Source organism: Rhodococcus sovatensis (assembly GCF_037327425.1).
GTDB lineage: Bacteria > Actinomycetota > Actinomycetes > Mycobacteriales > Mycobacteriaceae > Rhodococcoides > Rhodococcoides sovatense.
The window spans coordinates 1462920-1476651 of the sequence record NZ_CP147846.1 but is presented as its reverse complement, the minus strand read 5'-3'; the positions used below and the strand labels follow the sequence as shown (position 1 = coordinate 1476651).

The 13732-nt window shown below is 63.5% G+C and carries 16 protein-coding genes; 7 read left to right on the top strand and 9 right to left on the bottom strand.

Annotated features, from left to right (window positions below; genetic code table 11):
• Positions 1-25 precede the first annotated feature (25 nt).
• Positions 26-1162 carry a Nif3-like dinuclear metal center hexameric protein gene (locus tag WDS16_RS06920; RefSeq protein ID WP_338891516.1) on the bottom strand — a complete coding sequence of 379 codons (1137 nt, stop codon included), beginning with the start codon at positions 1160-1162 and terminating at the stop codon, positions 26-28.
• Between the two features lie 9 nt (positions 1163-1171).
• Entirely contained in the window at positions 1172-2185 is a 1014-nt protein-coding gene (gene cobC / locus WDS16_RS06915) for an Rv2231c family pyridoxal phosphate-dependent protein CobC (RefSeq protein ID WP_338891514.1), read from the bottom strand.
• Between the two features lie 71 nt (positions 2186-2256).
• On the opposite strand from cobC, the gene WDS16_RS06910 reads away from it, so the two are divergent.
• The 3 genes from WDS16_RS06910 to WDS16_RS06900 are packed head-to-tail and all read left to right on the top strand — an operon-like array spanning position 2257 to position 4423.
• Positions 2257-2958 (top strand): HAD-IA family hydrolase, encoded by a 702-nt coding sequence (locus WDS16_RS06910; RefSeq protein ID WP_338891512.1) that lies wholly within the window; start codon positions 2257-2259, stop codon positions 2956-2958.
• On the top strand, positions 2942-3442 hold the full coding sequence (locus WDS16_RS06905; RefSeq protein ID WP_338891510.1) for a low molecular weight protein-tyrosine-phosphatase: 501 nt from the start codon (positions 2942-2944) through the stop codon (positions 3440-3442). The genes WDS16_RS06910 and WDS16_RS06905 overlap by 17 nt, the downstream gene beginning before the upstream one ends.
• A gap of 33 nt (positions 3443-3475) precedes the next feature.
• Positions 3476-4423: an SURF1 family protein gene (locus WDS16_RS06900; RefSeq protein WP_338891509.1), complete on the top strand. Its 948-nt coding sequence runs from the start codon at positions 3476-3478 to the stop codon at positions 4421-4423.
• On the opposite strand, the gene WDS16_RS06895 is transcribed toward WDS16_RS06900, so the two are convergent.
• Both WDS16_RS06895 and WDS16_RS06890 read right to left on the bottom strand, forming a co-directional pair.
• Positions 4364-5362, bottom strand: a complete 999-nt coding sequence (locus tag WDS16_RS06895) for a cobalamin biosynthesis protein (protein ID WP_338891508.1) — start codon at positions 5360-5362, stop codon at positions 4364-4366. The genes WDS16_RS06900 and WDS16_RS06895 overlap by 60 nt on opposite strands.
• A gap of 53 nt (positions 5363-5415) precedes the next feature.
• On the bottom strand, positions 5416-5658 hold the full coding sequence (locus WDS16_RS06890; RefSeq protein ID WP_338891507.1) for a hypothetical protein: 243 nt from the start codon (positions 5656-5658) through the stop codon (positions 5416-5418).
• Positions 5659-5686: 28 nt separating this feature from the next.
• Here WDS16_RS06890 and WDS16_RS06885 point away from each other — a divergent pair, with 28 nt between their 5' ends.
• Entirely contained in the window at positions 5687-6250 is a 564-nt protein-coding gene (locus WDS16_RS06885) for a permease (protein ID WP_338891505.1), read from the top strand.
• 2 nt (positions 6251-6252) lie between these two features.
• Here the strand turns inward: WDS16_RS06885 and WDS16_RS06880 are convergent, their stop codons facing one another.
• The 4 genes from WDS16_RS06880 to WDS16_RS06865 all read right to left on the bottom strand — a co-directional run bounded on the left by WDS16_RS06880 (position 6253) and on the right by WDS16_RS06865 (position 9502).
• On the bottom strand, positions 6253-7176 hold the full coding sequence (locus WDS16_RS06880) for a YdcF family protein (protein ID WP_338891503.1): 924 nt from the start codon (positions 7174-7176) through the stop codon (positions 6253-6255).
• Between the two features lie 147 nt (positions 7177-7323).
• A complete protein-coding gene (locus WDS16_RS06875; protein WP_338891502.1) occupies positions 7324-7572 on the bottom strand; it encodes a hypothetical protein in 249 nt (82 codons plus the stop codon).
• A gap of 26 nt (positions 7573-7598) precedes the next feature.
• Complete coding sequence (locus tag WDS16_RS06870; RefSeq protein ID WP_338891500.1) at positions 7599-8276, bottom strand: GAP family protein; 678 nt, start codon at positions 8274-8276, stop codon at positions 7599-7601.
• A gap of 26 nt (positions 8277-8302) precedes the next feature.
• Positions 8303-9502: a substrate-binding domain-containing protein gene (locus tag WDS16_RS06865; protein ID WP_338891498.1), complete on the bottom strand. Its 1200-nt coding sequence runs from the start codon at positions 9500-9502 to the stop codon at positions 8303-8305.
• A gap of 17 nt (positions 9503-9519) precedes the next feature.
• On the opposite strand from WDS16_RS06865, the gene WDS16_RS06860 reads away from it, so the two are divergent.
• Entirely contained in the window at positions 9520-9975 is a 456-nt protein-coding gene (locus WDS16_RS06860; protein WP_338891496.1) for a MarR family winged helix-turn-helix transcriptional regulator, read from the top strand.
• On the opposite strand, the gene WDS16_RS06855 is transcribed toward WDS16_RS06860, so the two are convergent.
• Positions 9969-10862, bottom strand: a complete 894-nt coding sequence (locus tag WDS16_RS06855) for a LysR family transcriptional regulator (protein ID WP_338891495.1) — start codon at positions 10860-10862, stop codon at positions 9969-9971. The genes WDS16_RS06860 and WDS16_RS06855 overlap by 7 nt on opposite strands.
• Positions 10863-10977: 115 nt before the next feature.
• Here WDS16_RS06855 and WDS16_RS06850 point away from each other — a divergent pair, with 115 nt between their 5' ends.
• Positions 10978-12468 carry a CoA-acylating methylmalonate-semialdehyde dehydrogenase gene (locus WDS16_RS06850; RefSeq protein WP_338891493.1) on the top strand — a complete coding sequence of 497 codons (1491 nt, stop codon included), beginning with the start codon at positions 10978-10980 and terminating at the stop codon, positions 12466-12468.
• A 49-nt stretch (positions 12469-12517) separates the two neighbouring features.
• Entirely contained in the window at positions 12518-13675 is a 1158-nt protein-coding gene (locus WDS16_RS06845) for an iron-containing alcohol dehydrogenase (protein ID WP_338891492.1), read from the top strand.
• The last annotated feature ends 57 nt before the right edge of the window (positions 13676-13732 follow it).

Genomic DNA, 13732 nt, shown 5'->3' with positions numbered 1-13732 from the left:
AGTTGATTCGATCTACACTACCGGCTCAGTGCGCCCCGACGGTCCATGGATCGGTGCGGAGGTCACTCACCCTGCTCCTCCACCCCGGCACAGTCCCGAACTCGGCATCGACAACTCCGCGTGCTTGCTCGCACCACGGCCATTCCGACGCCCAATGCGCGACGTCGACGACGGCAGGTCCGCCCGCTCTCAGGTGCTCGTCTACCGGGTGGTGCCGCAGGTCGGAGGTGACGAACACGTCTGCACCCAGGCGTGCGACGGCATCCAGGAACGAATCACCCGCACCGCCGCACACGGCGACGGTAGAGACGATGGAGTCGGGGTCACCTGCTGCCCGCACGCCCCACACCGTCGGAGGGAGCGCCGCCCGGACGCGTTCGGTGAAGGCCCGGAGCGTCGTCGGGACTTCGAGGCTTCCTACCCGTCCGAGACCGGTCGACGTCGGCAACCGCGCCTCCTCGAAGATGTCGAACGCCGGCTCCTCGTACGGATGTGCACTTCGTAACGACGCGAGCACAGCGAGTCGTACGGACGCGGGAGCCACCACTTCGATGCGATCCTCCTCGACGTGCTCGAGTGCACCGACCGATCCGATGGCCGGGTCTGCCCCCTGTTCGGGCTGGAATTGCCCCACCCCGCGGACACTCCAACTGCAGTTGCTGTAGTTGCCGATCCAGCCGGCTCCCGCCCTGAACAGCGCACCCCTGACCGCGTCGCTGTGGGAACCCGGAACCAGCACCACCCACTTGTCGATCGGTGGAGCATCGATCGTCTCGATGGGGCGCGTGTCGGTCACCCCGAGCAGATCCGCCAAAGCGTCGGATACTCCGGGGTCGGCGCTGTCGGCGTTGGTGTGGGCGGTGAACAGCGCACACCCGGCTTTGACGAGGCGGTGGATCAAAGCCCCCTTCGGAGTGTTCGCAGCGACGGAGTCGACACCTCTGAGCAGTAGTGGGTGATGCGCGACGAGAAGGTCCGCTCCCCACTCGATGGCTTCGTCGACGATGTCTGCGGTGGCATCCACGGCATACAGCACCTTGCTCACCTCGTCCGCGGGGTCGCCGGTGACCAGGCCCACCGAGTCCCAGCTCTCGGCAAGCGTCGGCGGGTATGCGGCATCGAGAACGGTGACGACATCGGCCAGAGTCACACGGACTGTCACAATCGGCTCCTAGAGAACATCGGCTAGTGCGTCGACGAGTATGTCGACCTGATCGGCATGTCGAACGGCGACGCGGAGGTGATCCGGTGCCAAGCCGGGGAACGTGTCACATCGGCGCACGGCGATGCCCTTCGCCCTCAGACGCAGGCGAACGCTGTCCGCGTCGGGCATTGCCAACAGCAGGAACGGCGCATGGGCCGGGGTATGAACTGCGATTCCGAGACCTTCCAGTCGTCGAATCATGTCCTCGCGGTCGGCCGAGATCGTCTGAGCCTTCTCCGCGGCGAGCCGAACGGCCTCCGGTTCACTGCAGGCGAGGATGGCCTCGATCTGCAGGCTGCCGACCGGCCAGTGTGCACGCCCTGTCGTCAGCCGCGCCAAGACGTCCGGGTGCCCGAGGGCATACCCACACCGCAGCCCGGCCAGCGCCCAGGTCTTGGTGAGGCTTCGTAGAACGAGAACGTCGGCAAACGATGTCGTCGCGACGGACTCGGCCTCCGCCGGAACCGCGTCGGCAAAAGCTTCGTCGACGACAACGATGCGGCCCTGCCGACGCAGGGAGAGCACTGCCTCACGATCGTGCAGCACCGACGTCGGATTGGTCGGGTTACCAAGGACGACCATGTCGGCTCGGGCCGGTACCAGGTCCAAATCGAGTCGGAACGGTGGAGGCAGCACGACCTGCTCAACAGCTATACCAGCTTCGCGCAGCGCCAGTTCCGGTTCGGTGAACGACGGATGGATCACGGCTGCGCATTCAGGGCCGAGCCTCGGCAACAGGGCGAAGCCCTCGGCGCCACCCGACAGCAGCAGCACCTCGTCCGGAGTACGCCCGTGCCGTCGCGCGACCATTTCACGCGCGCGGACGTCGGCCGCGGCGCTCGGATACGCACCGAGCGATGTGAGCGCGTCGGCCAGTCTCTCGCGGAGCCACCCCGGAGGTGCAGAACCTTGCACGTTGACCGCGAAATCGACGAGTCCTTCGCCTACATCTGCGTCACCGTGATGGCGGAGAAGCGACATCGAGTCCAATTCCAACGGATCCTTTCGTTGCCGATGAGCGTAGTCCCGACCGTCGGCGATATGGTTTTGTCATGACAAACCTCGACGCATCCTCACTCTCACGCGCCAAGGTAGTGCTGTTCGACCTGGACGGAACGCTCACCGATTCGGCTCCGGGCATCCTCGCCGGCTTTCGTCACGCATTGGCGTCGGTCGGCGCACCTGCACCGACAGAAAAGCAGTTGGCGTTGGTAATCGGTCCGCCGTTGATCGACACACTCCGGGGGTCGATGGGATTGTCCGAGGACGCCGCCGATGCGGCGCTGCAGGCGTACTTCGAGCGATACGACACCGTGGGATGGGCTGAGAACACCGTCTACGCCGGGATCGAGCAGGTGCTCGCGGAGCTGAAGGACCGGGGAGTTCGACTCGGCGTCGCCACCTCCAAATCGGAGCGATTCGCACACCGAATCCTCGATCATTTCGGGCTGTCGCACTATTTCGAGTTCATCGGCGGCGCCAGCAACGACGGTGAACGACGCGCCAAGCCCGACGTGATCGCCCACTCGCTCCGCAATCTCGGAATCGTCCCGAAAGAGGTCGGCGTCGGAGGTACAGAAGGCGTCCTGATGGTCGGTGACCGAGACCATGACGTCCACGGTGCTGCACGCTTCGGCATTCCGGCGATCTACGTCGACTGGGGTTACGGCATCGCTGGCGAGAACGACGACGCTGCGTTCACCGTGACGAACATGGACGAACTGTCGAAGGTGCTCAGTGACAACACCGAATAGGCCCGATGCCTCGGTTCACGTCACGTTCGTCTGCACCGGCAACATTTGCCGCTCCCCGATGGCCGAGAAGATCTTCGCCGCGTACATCCGGGAGGCGGGTCTTGGATCCGCCGTGCGGACCACGAGCGCAGGTATCGACGGCTGGCACGAGGGCGAAGGCGCCGACCCGCGGACGGTAGCCGAACTCGAGGCGCACGGATACGAGTCGGATCACGAGGCCGCTCAGGTCGGCGCGGATCACCTGGCCGCCGATCTCGTGGTTGCCCTCGACACCGGCCACGCCCGGCAACTACTTCAGTTGGGCGTACCCGCCGAACGGATCGCGCTGTTGCGATCGTTCGACGACGATGCCGAGGAAGAATCGGTCGCTGATCCGTACTACTCCTCGGACGACGCGTTCGCCGAGGTGCGCGAGCAGGTCGAGGCAGCGATGCCGGGACTGGTCCGTTGGGCCGAGGAGCGCGTGTCCGACGAGGCGTCGTAGATCTCGTTTCGCTCAGCCGCTACCGTAGATGTCGTGCGAAGGCTCAGATTTCTGCTGCGACCGGGATGGTTCGCGTTGGCGGCCGTCGTCGCACTGTTCGCATACCTGTGCTTCACGGTGCTCGCGCCATGGCAGCTGGGAAAGAACACGTCGACGTCGCACCGCAACGAGCTGATCAACGAATCGGTGAACGCCGAGCCGGTGGCCATCGACCAGTTGCTGTCCGGGCCCGGGTTTGCGGACGACGACGAGTGGCGTCGCGTTGTAGCAACAGGCTCGTACGACACCGGCAACGAAGTTCTCGTCCGCCTCCGCAGCATTCGCGAGCAACCCGCGTACGAGGTGATCACACCGTTTCGACTCGACAGCGGCCCGACGGTTCTCGTCAACCGCGGCTATGTGCTGCCGGTGCAGGGAACTGCGCCTCCGTCGATAGAGCCGGCGCCGACAGGCGTGGTGACGCTCGACGCGCGGATTCGCATAGCCGAGGGCACGTCGCGGGATCCGATCGAGGAAGCCGGCCACATTCAGGTCTACAACATCAATCCCGATCAAATCGGGACTGCAGTCGGGGTGGACGTCGTCCAGGGTTATCTTCAGCTCGACGAGGACCAGCCAGGCGGACTCGGACTGATCGAACTCCCCCAGACCGACTCTGGGCCCTATCTGTCGTACGGCTTGCAGTGGCTCGCGTTCGGCATCATGGCTCCGCTCGGATTGGCCTACTTCGTACGGGCGGAATGGCGAGAGCGTCGCAAGACGACCAACCAGGACTTGGCCGATCTGGATTCCGAAGTCGCTACTTCCGACGCTTCCGTTCCCGCTGCCGTACGCCCACACGCCGATTCGGCCGTCGAAGAACCCGAATTCACGTTGCCCACGCGCAAGGAACGCAAGTCGAAGGCCAAGGCCAAAGCCGGATCAGCGCCGCTCACGGACAAGGACGTGCGCCTTGCCGACCGTTACGGCAAGAATCGCTGATACTGCCGTCGCCGCAACCTGCACCAGAACCGACAACGTCGCGGCACGATCGAGATCATCCGGTGTCGGTGCCCGACCAGCCCCCAGCGTGGGACGAATCTCGACACCATGAGCGTATTGAGTTCTGCCGCCGAGGCTGACTCCGAGGGCGCCGGCCGCCGTCGCCTCCGCAACACCTGCATTCGGACTCGGGTGCCGGGACGCGTCGAGGCGCCATGCACGCAACGACTGGCTTGGACGCCCACCGACGGCGGGTGACACCACTGCGGTGACAGCGCCTGTGAGCCGAGCCGGGGCGAGGTTGACCACGTCGTCGAGCCGAGCGGCGAACCAGCCGAATCGCAAGTACCTCGGCGACCGATAGCCGATCATCGCGTCGAGAGTATTGACAGCCCGATATCCCAGGATGCCGGGGACCCCTGCCATCGCACCCCAGAACATGACGCCGACGGTGGCATCGGAGGTGTTCTCGGCGATCGATTCGAGCGATGCCCGCGCCAAACCGTCGATGTCGAGCACACTCGGATCGCGGCCGCACAGTGACGGAAGAAGCGTGCGCGCGGACTCGACCTCCCGATTGCGCAGGTGCGCGGCCATCTGCGCCCCCGTGCGAGCCAGCGAGGTCCCACCGAGTGCAACCCAAGCTGCGGACGCTGTGACCACAGTGTCGAGGACTGGGCTGCGGCGTCCAGCAACGGTCGAGGCTGCAACGGTCGAGGCTGCGGCACCCATCGTCGTCACTGCACCGACCAGAACAAGGGTGTGCAGTGCGCCCGCCCACCTACTGTCGCGATAGGTCCGCTGTTCCAGCGTCCCTGCGACACGGCCGAATCCGGCGACCGGATGGTATTCCCTAGGGTCGCCGAGCATTCGGTCCAGACAGAGCCCGAGCACGAGGCCTGCGGCGCGACTGTGAAACCGCGTCCAGCGGAAGTTCATGTACCGACGGTAGCGAACAACCAGCGAAACTCCTGCCGCCGCCCGTCCGATGCTCAGGCCCAGCGCGACCGATAGGCGCCCGAGATCTGCCTGTTGTCGAAATCGAGGTCGTGGCCGGAATGAAGCATGGCAGCTGCCATGCCGAGAAAGCCGACCGTTGCCATCAGAAGCATCGTCATGGTGTCCCCCAGGATCGCCGTTCGCCCACTACGCGGGCGTTGATGATCTTGATTGTTGCCGAGGCGTAGACGAATGGACATGCAGATGAGGGCGCCATCACATGTGTCGACAGTCACCGAGAGATTCGCGGCTAGGATCGACCACATGACCGGAGATGGCACGTTCGACGCAGGCAGCACCACCGCAACGACCTCGAGCGGGCGACCGAGCTGGGTGAACAAGACGATCATCGGCGCGGTCGCACTGGTCGCACTGGTGATCGCGTACCTGATTCTCGCGGCATTCCTGCCCCGGTGGTGGAGCATTCGAGTCGCCAATCTGTCCGATCAGGCCTTCAGCAAGGGCATCTTCTGGGGGCTCGTGTTCGGCACCGTGTGCACACTTGTCCCTCTCCTGCTTTTCACCGCGGCATGGCGCGTCCGCAAGAAGCGCGGCGGGAAGGTGACGGCCATTGTCTCGATCGTGCTGGCCGTCGCTGTCGCTGCGCCGAACCTGTTGACACTCTCGATCGTTCTCGGCAGCAACAACGCCGCGCACGCAGGCGAAAGGACGCTCGACACCGAGGCGCCTGGCTTCCGTGGAGCCACCGCACTCGGTGCCGTCATCGCGGTCGCGTTGTTCACGGCTCTCGTCTACCTCGTCGTCCGTGCCCGCAGGCGTCGTGCACAGAAGAAGATCGCAGCCTCGAATCCTGCACCCCAGGTGTGACGTCAGTACGTACGCGGAATCCCGATCACCTTGGTTGCATCGACAGTCAAACCTAGTCGCGAATCCAGACCCAGCGCAGGAACTTCCGGGGCATCGTTCGGGTCTGCGGCGACCGCGCCCACAACGTCCGCACCTGCGATGGCGAAGTTGGAGATCGATCGACGAACATGATTGGCGGAGGTCGCGATGACGACGGAGTCCGCTCCGATCGACTCGACGATCGGCACGCTGAACAGCGCGTTCTGCACCGTCGAATTGGCCTTGTTCTCCACATGAATTCGCTCGGCGGCAACACCGTTGTCGACGAGCCACTCGCGCATCGCGTCCGCCTCGGCGATTCCGCTCTGCGGATTTCCGCCGGTGACGACGACGGGCGATTCCGGTGAAGCCGATGCCGCTGCCGCTGCGCTCTCGAGCCGATCGACCAACTCGTCCTGCATCGAACCATCCCCGTGGAGACCGAACCCGAGCGCGACTATTGCAGTTCGCGGACCGTCGAGCGCCGGGGCGAAGTCCACGGTCGACTCGGCCGAGGTGGCAATGATGCTCAACGCTCGCACAACGGTGTCGTGCAGCGTCGGATCGAGTTCGGCGAGCCGGGCGAGTGCAGCGTCCGAGCCGTCCACGTCTTCGGCAGCATTGCGATAGAACGCCTGCAACGCAACAACATTTGCGTCCGACGGCGAGGCGAGCGCCAGCGCGTCGAGCGAGGCGAGTCCGAGGTCGTAGTTGCCCTTGACGAGGTTGTCCTGCGCAGCGTTGTACAGGGCAGGCGTCGCGGGTTCGGCAATCGACGCGATGAGTGCGCCCGGATCGATCGGGAGCGGCACCGGTTGCGCAGTGGCAACACCACCGCAAGCGAACACGACGACCGCCGAGGCGGCTATCGAGATACCGACGCGTTCTCTGGACAAGCTGATTCGCACAGCGCGTCCTTCCTGCAGACGACGTAGAGGTCGCCTAGAGGTTAGCTCGAGTGTGACCACTGCGGCTAATGTTGCTGAAGTGGAGGAAGTTACACCGTTGTAATTCCCCTACGCCGAAAAGCGCGTTGCAGCAACGGAAATCGCCACTCAGGGCACTACGGGAGCCTTGCCGCCGTCGTAGGGTTCGATCACGATCTGCGCGTCCGGCGCGAACGTCAAATAGACAGGCCCAGCCTCTTCCGCCACGGTCACGACGACCGACAACCCTTCTTGCCCCACCGCCTCGATGAGACCACGTTGGTCCCCTGCCTCGTCGACGAGGGCGTAATCCCCCACCACGACGAGCAGTTCCTCGGCTGAGAGTGTGCGTCGGCCACCGAAATCTTCCACAGTCATGGCTCCACCGTAGGCGACCGGTCCGGTCACCACAGTTGCGAGCGATTGATGATCACGTCGAGAAGCAACACGCAGCCGATAACCGCGAACACGATCCGAACCAGGGTCGGACCGAATCTCGTGAGGACTCGAACCACACGCCGGTAGCGACGACGGGCAGCGCGGCTACGGCCCATGGACATGACGAGCACCACCAGCGGCGGCGCCAAGGCGAGCGCACAGTAGGCGACCACGATCACCGGCCATGTCGGCGGAAGCGGACTGTACGAAGACAACATGGCGAGACCTGCGAGATAGGGAACGGCGGTCGGTGCCTGCACGATTCCGACAGCGAACCCTGTCACCGCGAGCAACGACGGACTTCTTCTGAACTTCGCCGTCCATGCGGGCGGTGGACGATTCGACTGAGGAAGTAGCGCCAATGCGATCAGAACGACGCTCAACACCAGTTCACCCCAGTACCGAAGGGTCGGCGTCAGCTCGAAGTCGAATATGCCGGTCAGGAAATCGAACCCGAGCACAGCGAGAAGCCCGAACGACGAGGTCGCAAGAAAGACGCCACCGATGAACGCCAGCCCAGTCTTCAGTGGAGGTATTCGACGAAGCCGAGCATCGTAGGCGATCGCGGCGGTGATTCCGATCAACAGCACATCGAGAGAATCCAGTACTGCAAACCCGACGAGCGCTGACAGCAACGTGATCATGTGGGAGCTAAGACTATACGGATCGATCAGACACTCCGGCGGGGTGCGATCTCCCCTAGGACATCGAAGTCGTAGTCACCCGCTCTGGCGAGATAGATCGGCTGAACGATGTGCCCACCCACCATCGTCAGGTGTCCTCGCGCGCCGTCGTACGAGAAGTTCTGCGACACCGAGTCCAGGACCGCTACCTCGGTGGTACCCGCTTCGTTGACGAGGTGCCCGAGGAAAGTGACCCCCTCGTAGCACGATTGACCGAGCGATCCGACTATCGGTGCGTCCGGACCGAATCGTGCCGAAAACCTGCCGGAGAAGTCGAGGCTCTCCTTCGTGGCAAGTGTTTCGAAGTATCCAGAGGACACGTACAGATCGCGGGTATTCTCGGAACCTGCGGCGAGCAGCATGTTCTCATCCATCAGCGGACTCAGCCGTACGCACTGATGATCCAGACCGACTGCGGCGAAATGTTGATGGAAAGCGGCCGCGTCGTCTCCGAGCAGGAGTACGACGACGCCATCGCACTCCGACTTCTCCAATGCGCTGACCGCCCCCGAGTAGTCGGATGTGCCGATCGGCGAAAAGGCTGAGAAGGCAACGGATGCGCCGATCGACCCGAGATACCGGGTGACGATCGCAGCGCTCTTGCGAGGCCACACGTAGTCGTTGCCGACGACCGCCCACTTCGTCCGGCCGAGTTCGTGCACCATGAATTCGAGAGCCGGAATCAACTGTCCCGACGGTGTCTCACCGGTCACGAACAACCCTGGGTAGCGGTCGCCTCCCTCGTACAGTGAGGTGTAGACGTACGGGATGCGTCCGGATGTGATCGGAATCAATGCTCTGCGCACCGCCGAGGTGTGCATCCCCGCGACGGCGTCCACAGCGCCGATTTCGATCAGTGCACGCACGTCGGCAGCAACCTCGCCCGGAGCACGGCCACCGTCGATCGGGAGCAGTTCGACGTGTCTGCCAAGTACTCCGTCGCCGGCGTTGAGCTCCTCCTGAGCCAGTTGAGCAGACAGTTCGCTCGAAGGCCCGATCAATCCGAAGGGACCGGACATCGGAAAAACGATGCCGACCGTGAAGGTCTCGCCGTCGAAGTAGCGTGTGGTGTCCAGATTTTCCGTCATCGACACCCCGTCCCGGCCGTCCGCAGTCGTCGCGCTCGCATAGACTGCACTTTCAGGAATCGAGGCCGTGCGCCTCGGAGCGCCTGCAGTTCGATTCATGATAGGAGTCTGATCGCGTGACGCCGACGGAACCCATGCGTCGCGTTGGCGGCGCAGACCGACTTCTCTCCGCACTCGAGCGAGCCGTCAGTGAACGAATGCGCCTCGCGCTCGAACTGGAGGGCCTAGACCTCGAGGAGTGGCGAGTCCTGAGCTTTCTGTCCGACGGCGACGGACACACCATGGCGGACACCGCAGAATTCGCGTTGCTGCCCCCGCCTACGCTCACCAAGGTCGTCAACCGACTCGTGTCGAACAATCTGGTGCATCGGCGTACCGGCACCGTCGACCGTCGTCAGGTCCTCATTCGCACCACTGCGCGCGGACAGCGAAAGTTCGAGGACGTTGCGGGTGTCGTCGAGTCCGTACACCGCGCACTGTTCGCTTCCGACGCCGATCGCGAAGTGTTCGAGACCGCACTCTCCACGGCACTGGAGAACGCGAGATCCTCGACAGTGACTGTCGATCACTGACCCGAGGTCAGATGCGGGTGTTCGGCCACGACGTTGCTCAACAACTCGTCGACGGCTTTGACCCGCGCCAGTCCGGTGAGTTCGCGCGGTACCGCGATCCAGTACGTCCGCTCGATCGAGAATCGTTCTGCCACAACACGAACCAGCGAATCATCGGGCTCGCCGATGTAGCTCGGCAGCGGCGCTATGCCCAGCCCGCTGCGTGCCGCGAGCCAATGCCCGGTGATGTTGTTCGTTTGGATCTGGGCTCGCCCGTCGGCGAGAATCGAATCGAAAATCCGGAGTGGCGCCACATCGAGGAGTGCGCCGACGTACCAGATCAGTGTGTGGTCGCGAAGGTCGTCCATCTTAGTGACAGCCGGAGACGATTCGAGATACTCACGTGTCGCGTAGAGGTGCAGCGAGTACGTCGCAAGTTTGCGAAAGACCACGAACCTCGGTGACGGCTGCTCCAATGTCACCGCAATATCGAATTCTCTCGTGTCGATCGTCTTGTGTTCGGTTGCGGTCACGAGTTCGACGTTCAGATCCGGGTGAGCCTGACGCAGCGTCGTCAGGTTCGGCGTCAACACGAACGCACCGAACCCGTCGGGCGCGGCAATTCGTACCGATCCGGTGAGGGATCCGACACTGGACGTCTGGTCCTCGAACGCTGCCACCAGGGTGGACTCGACGGTTTCCGCGTAGCCGACGAGCCGATGTCCCGCCTCGGTCAATCTCCACCCCGCCGGAGTGCGATCGAACAGTCGCCTGCCCGCCGCCTTCTCGAGGCTCGTGATCCGCCGACCCACCGTCGTGTGGTCGACTCCCAGAGCGCGGGAGGCCTCGTTGAGCCGGCCGTGACGAGAAACCTCGAGGAAGAACCGAAGGTGGTCGGCAGTGAACATTCGTCGACGATAGCAAGCCGTGCATTTTTGCACGACGTAGTGCGTCTTTGGCCTTTGACATGAGCACCGATGCCATCGAGACTGGGATCACATTCACGAGCGAAGGACGACAACTGTGACCTCGATCAGCCACTGGCTCGACGGCAAGCCCTTTGCAGGGACATCGGACAGGACCTCCCCTGTCACCAACCCCGCTACCGGCGAAGTGACCGGACAGTTGGCGCTCGCCAACTCAGGCGACGCGAAAGCCGTCATCGACGCCGCCGCAGCAGCGTTCCCGATGTGGCGCGACACCTCGCTCGCCAAGCGCACCCAGATCCTCTTCACGTTCCGCGAACTGCTGAACAAGAAGAAGGGTGAACTCGCCGAGATCATCACGGCCGAACACGGCAAGGTCCTGTCCGACGCCCTCGGCGAGATCAGCCGCGGCCAGGAAGTCGTCGAATTCGCGTGCGGCATTCCCCACCTCCTCAAGGGTGGTTGCACCGAGAATGCTTCGACAGGCGTCGACGTGTTTTCGATCCGGCAACCCCTCGGGCCTGTCGCCATCATCTCCCCCTTCAACTTCCCGGCCATGGTCCCCATGTGGTTCTTCCCTATCGCCATCGCGACCGGCAACACCGTCGTACTCAAACCGTCCGAAAAGGACCCCACAGCCAGCATCTGGCTGGCCGAGCTATGGGAAGAAGCCGGACTCCCTCCAGGTGTCTTCAATGTCCTGCAAGGCGACAAGCTGGCCGTCGACGAACTGCTCGAAAACAAGAAGATCAAGTCGATCTCCTTCGTCGGCTCCACTCCTATCGCGCAGTACGTCTACTCCACCGGAACCGCCAACGGCAAGCGCGTGCAGGCACTCGGCGGCGCGAAGAACCACGCCATCGTCCTACCCGACGCCGACCTCGATCTCGCCGCCGACGCAATGGTGAACGCAGGCTTCGGCTCCGCAGGTGAACGATGCATGGCCATCTCCGCCCTCGTCGCCGTCGGCGACATCGCTGACACCCTCGTCGCCAAGATCGCCGAACGCACAAGACCATTGGTCACCGGCGACGGCACCACGGGCTCCGACATGGGCCCCCTGGTCACCAAGGCGCACCGCGACAAAGTCGCCTCCTACGTCGACGCCGGTGAAGCGGCAGGTGCCACCATCGTCGTCGACGGCCGCGGCGTCACAGCAGACGGCGGGGCAGATGGTTTCTGGCTCGGACCGACGCTGATCGACAATGTCACCACCGACATGAGCATCTACACCGACGAAATCTTCGGACCGGTCCTGTCCGTCGTACGGGTCGACACCTACGACCAAGCCCTCCAACTGATCAACGACAACCCCTACGGCAACGGCACCGCCATCTTCACCAACGACGGCGGCGCAGCCAGGCGCTTCCAGAACGAAGTCGAGGTCGGAATGGTCGGCATCAACGTCCCGATACCGGTTCCGATGGCGTACTACAGCTTCGGCGGCTGGAAGAACTCTCTCTTCGGCGACACCCACGCCCACGGCACCGAAGGAGTCCACTTCTTCACCCGCGGCAAGGCCGTCACCTCGCGTTGGCTCGATCCCAGCCACGGCGGCATCAACCTCGGGTTCCCCGAAAACAGCTGAGCCCCGAAAACTGCTGAGCCCGAGTCCGATTCACCTACGAAGGAGTAGGATGGTTGCCAATATTTCGTTTCCGCGTTTCCTCAAGCTCGGCCCCGGTGCCGTCGAGGAGCTGGGATCGGTCCTGATCGACCTCGATGTCGAACGCCCTCTTCTCGTCACCGATGCGTTCATGGTCAGCACCGGCGCAGCCGAGCGGTTACTGAAGATCATCGACGCGACCGGCAAGAAGGCCGCGCTGTTCGCCGAGACGGTTCCTGACCCGACGACGGATTCTCTGCAGGCGGGTCTCGACGCGGTGGCAGCCCACGACGCCGACGCCATCATCGGATTCGGCGGCGGCAGTCCGATGGACACTGCCAAAGCTTTGGCAGTGTTGTCGACGCAGGGTGGCGTCATGCGCGACTTCAAGGCTCCTCGGCTCTACGCGGGAGCGGCGCTTCCCATCATCGCTATCCCGACCACTGCCGGAAGTGGCTCCGAGGCAACTCAGTTCACGATCATCACGGACGTCGAGTCCGATGAGAAGATGCTGTGCCCGGGCCTGTCGTTCTTGCCGATCGCATCTATTGTCGACTCCGAACTCACGATGTCCATGCCGCCGAGACTGACCGCAGACACCGGCGTCGACGCATTGACGCACGCCATCGAGGCGTACGTCAGCAAGAAGGCCAACCCCATTTCCGATGGACTTGCACTTTCGGCGATGAGGACGATCGGCAAGTACCTTCTGCGTGCATACCGGGACGGCTCGGATCGGGAAGCGCGTGAGCACATGATGCACGCCTCGACTCAAGCCGGCATGGCGTTCTCCAATGCAAGCGTGTGTCTCGTGCATGGCATGAGTCGGCCTATAGGCGCGCATTTTCATGTGGCACACGGACTTTCCAATGCGATGTTGCTTCCTGCGATCACCTCGTTCTCGATTTCGGGCGCACAGGACCGCTACGCCGATTGTGCACGGCAACTGGGCGCCGCCGAGCGGACCGATTCCGACGACAGCGCATCGAAGAAATTGATCGAGTTCATCGACACGCTGTGCGCCGACGTCGAAGTACCCAGGCCGGGTACCTATGGCATCGACCGGGCGCGCTGGGACGAACTGATTCCGTTGATGGCCGAGCAGGCCCTGGCATCAGGATCGCCGTCGAACAACCCGGTGGTTCCCACCGCCGAGGAGATCGCGGAGCTGTACCGCACGGTGTACTGAACAGCGGTGTACTGAAAGTCGACGCCTGATGGCCTCGCACCCCACTGGGGTGCGAGG

Bases quoted from the DNA above. Each gene is read 5' to 3' on its own strand.
- cobC (WP_338891514.1), bottom strand. From the start codon at position 2,185: ATGTCGCTTCTCCGCCATCACGGTGACGCAGATGTAGGCGAAGGACTC.
- WDS16_RS06910 (WP_338891512.1), top strand. From the start codon at position 2,257: ATGACAAACCTCGACGCATCCTCACTCTCACGCGCCAAGGTAGTGCTG.
- WDS16_RS06895 (WP_338891508.1), bottom strand. From the start codon at position 5,362: ATGAACTTCCGCTGGACGCGGTTTCACAGTCGCGCCGCAGGCCTCGTG.
- WDS16_RS06885 (WP_338891505.1), top strand. From the start codon at position 5,687: ATGACCGGAGATGGCACGTTCGACGCAGGCAGCACCACCGCAACGACC.
- WDS16_RS06875 (WP_338891502.1), bottom strand. From the start codon at position 7,572: ATGACTGTGGAAGATTTCGGTGGCCGACGCACACTCTCAGCCGAGGAA.
- WDS16_RS06870 (WP_338891500.1), bottom strand. From the start codon at position 8,276: ATGATCACGTTGCTGTCAGCGCTCGTCGGGTTTGCAGTACTGGATTCT.
- WDS16_RS06865 (WP_338891498.1), bottom strand. From the start codon at position 9,502: ATGAATCGAACTGCAGGCGCTCCGAGGCGCACGGCCTCGATTCCTGAA.
- WDS16_RS06855 (WP_338891495.1), bottom strand. From the start codon at position 10,862: ATGTTCACTGCCGACCACCTTCGGTTCTTCCTCGAGGTTTCTCGTCAC.
- WDS16_RS06845 (WP_338891492.1), top strand. From the start codon at position 12,518: ATGGTTGCCAATATTTCGTTTCCGCGTTTCCTCAAGCTCGGCCCCGGT.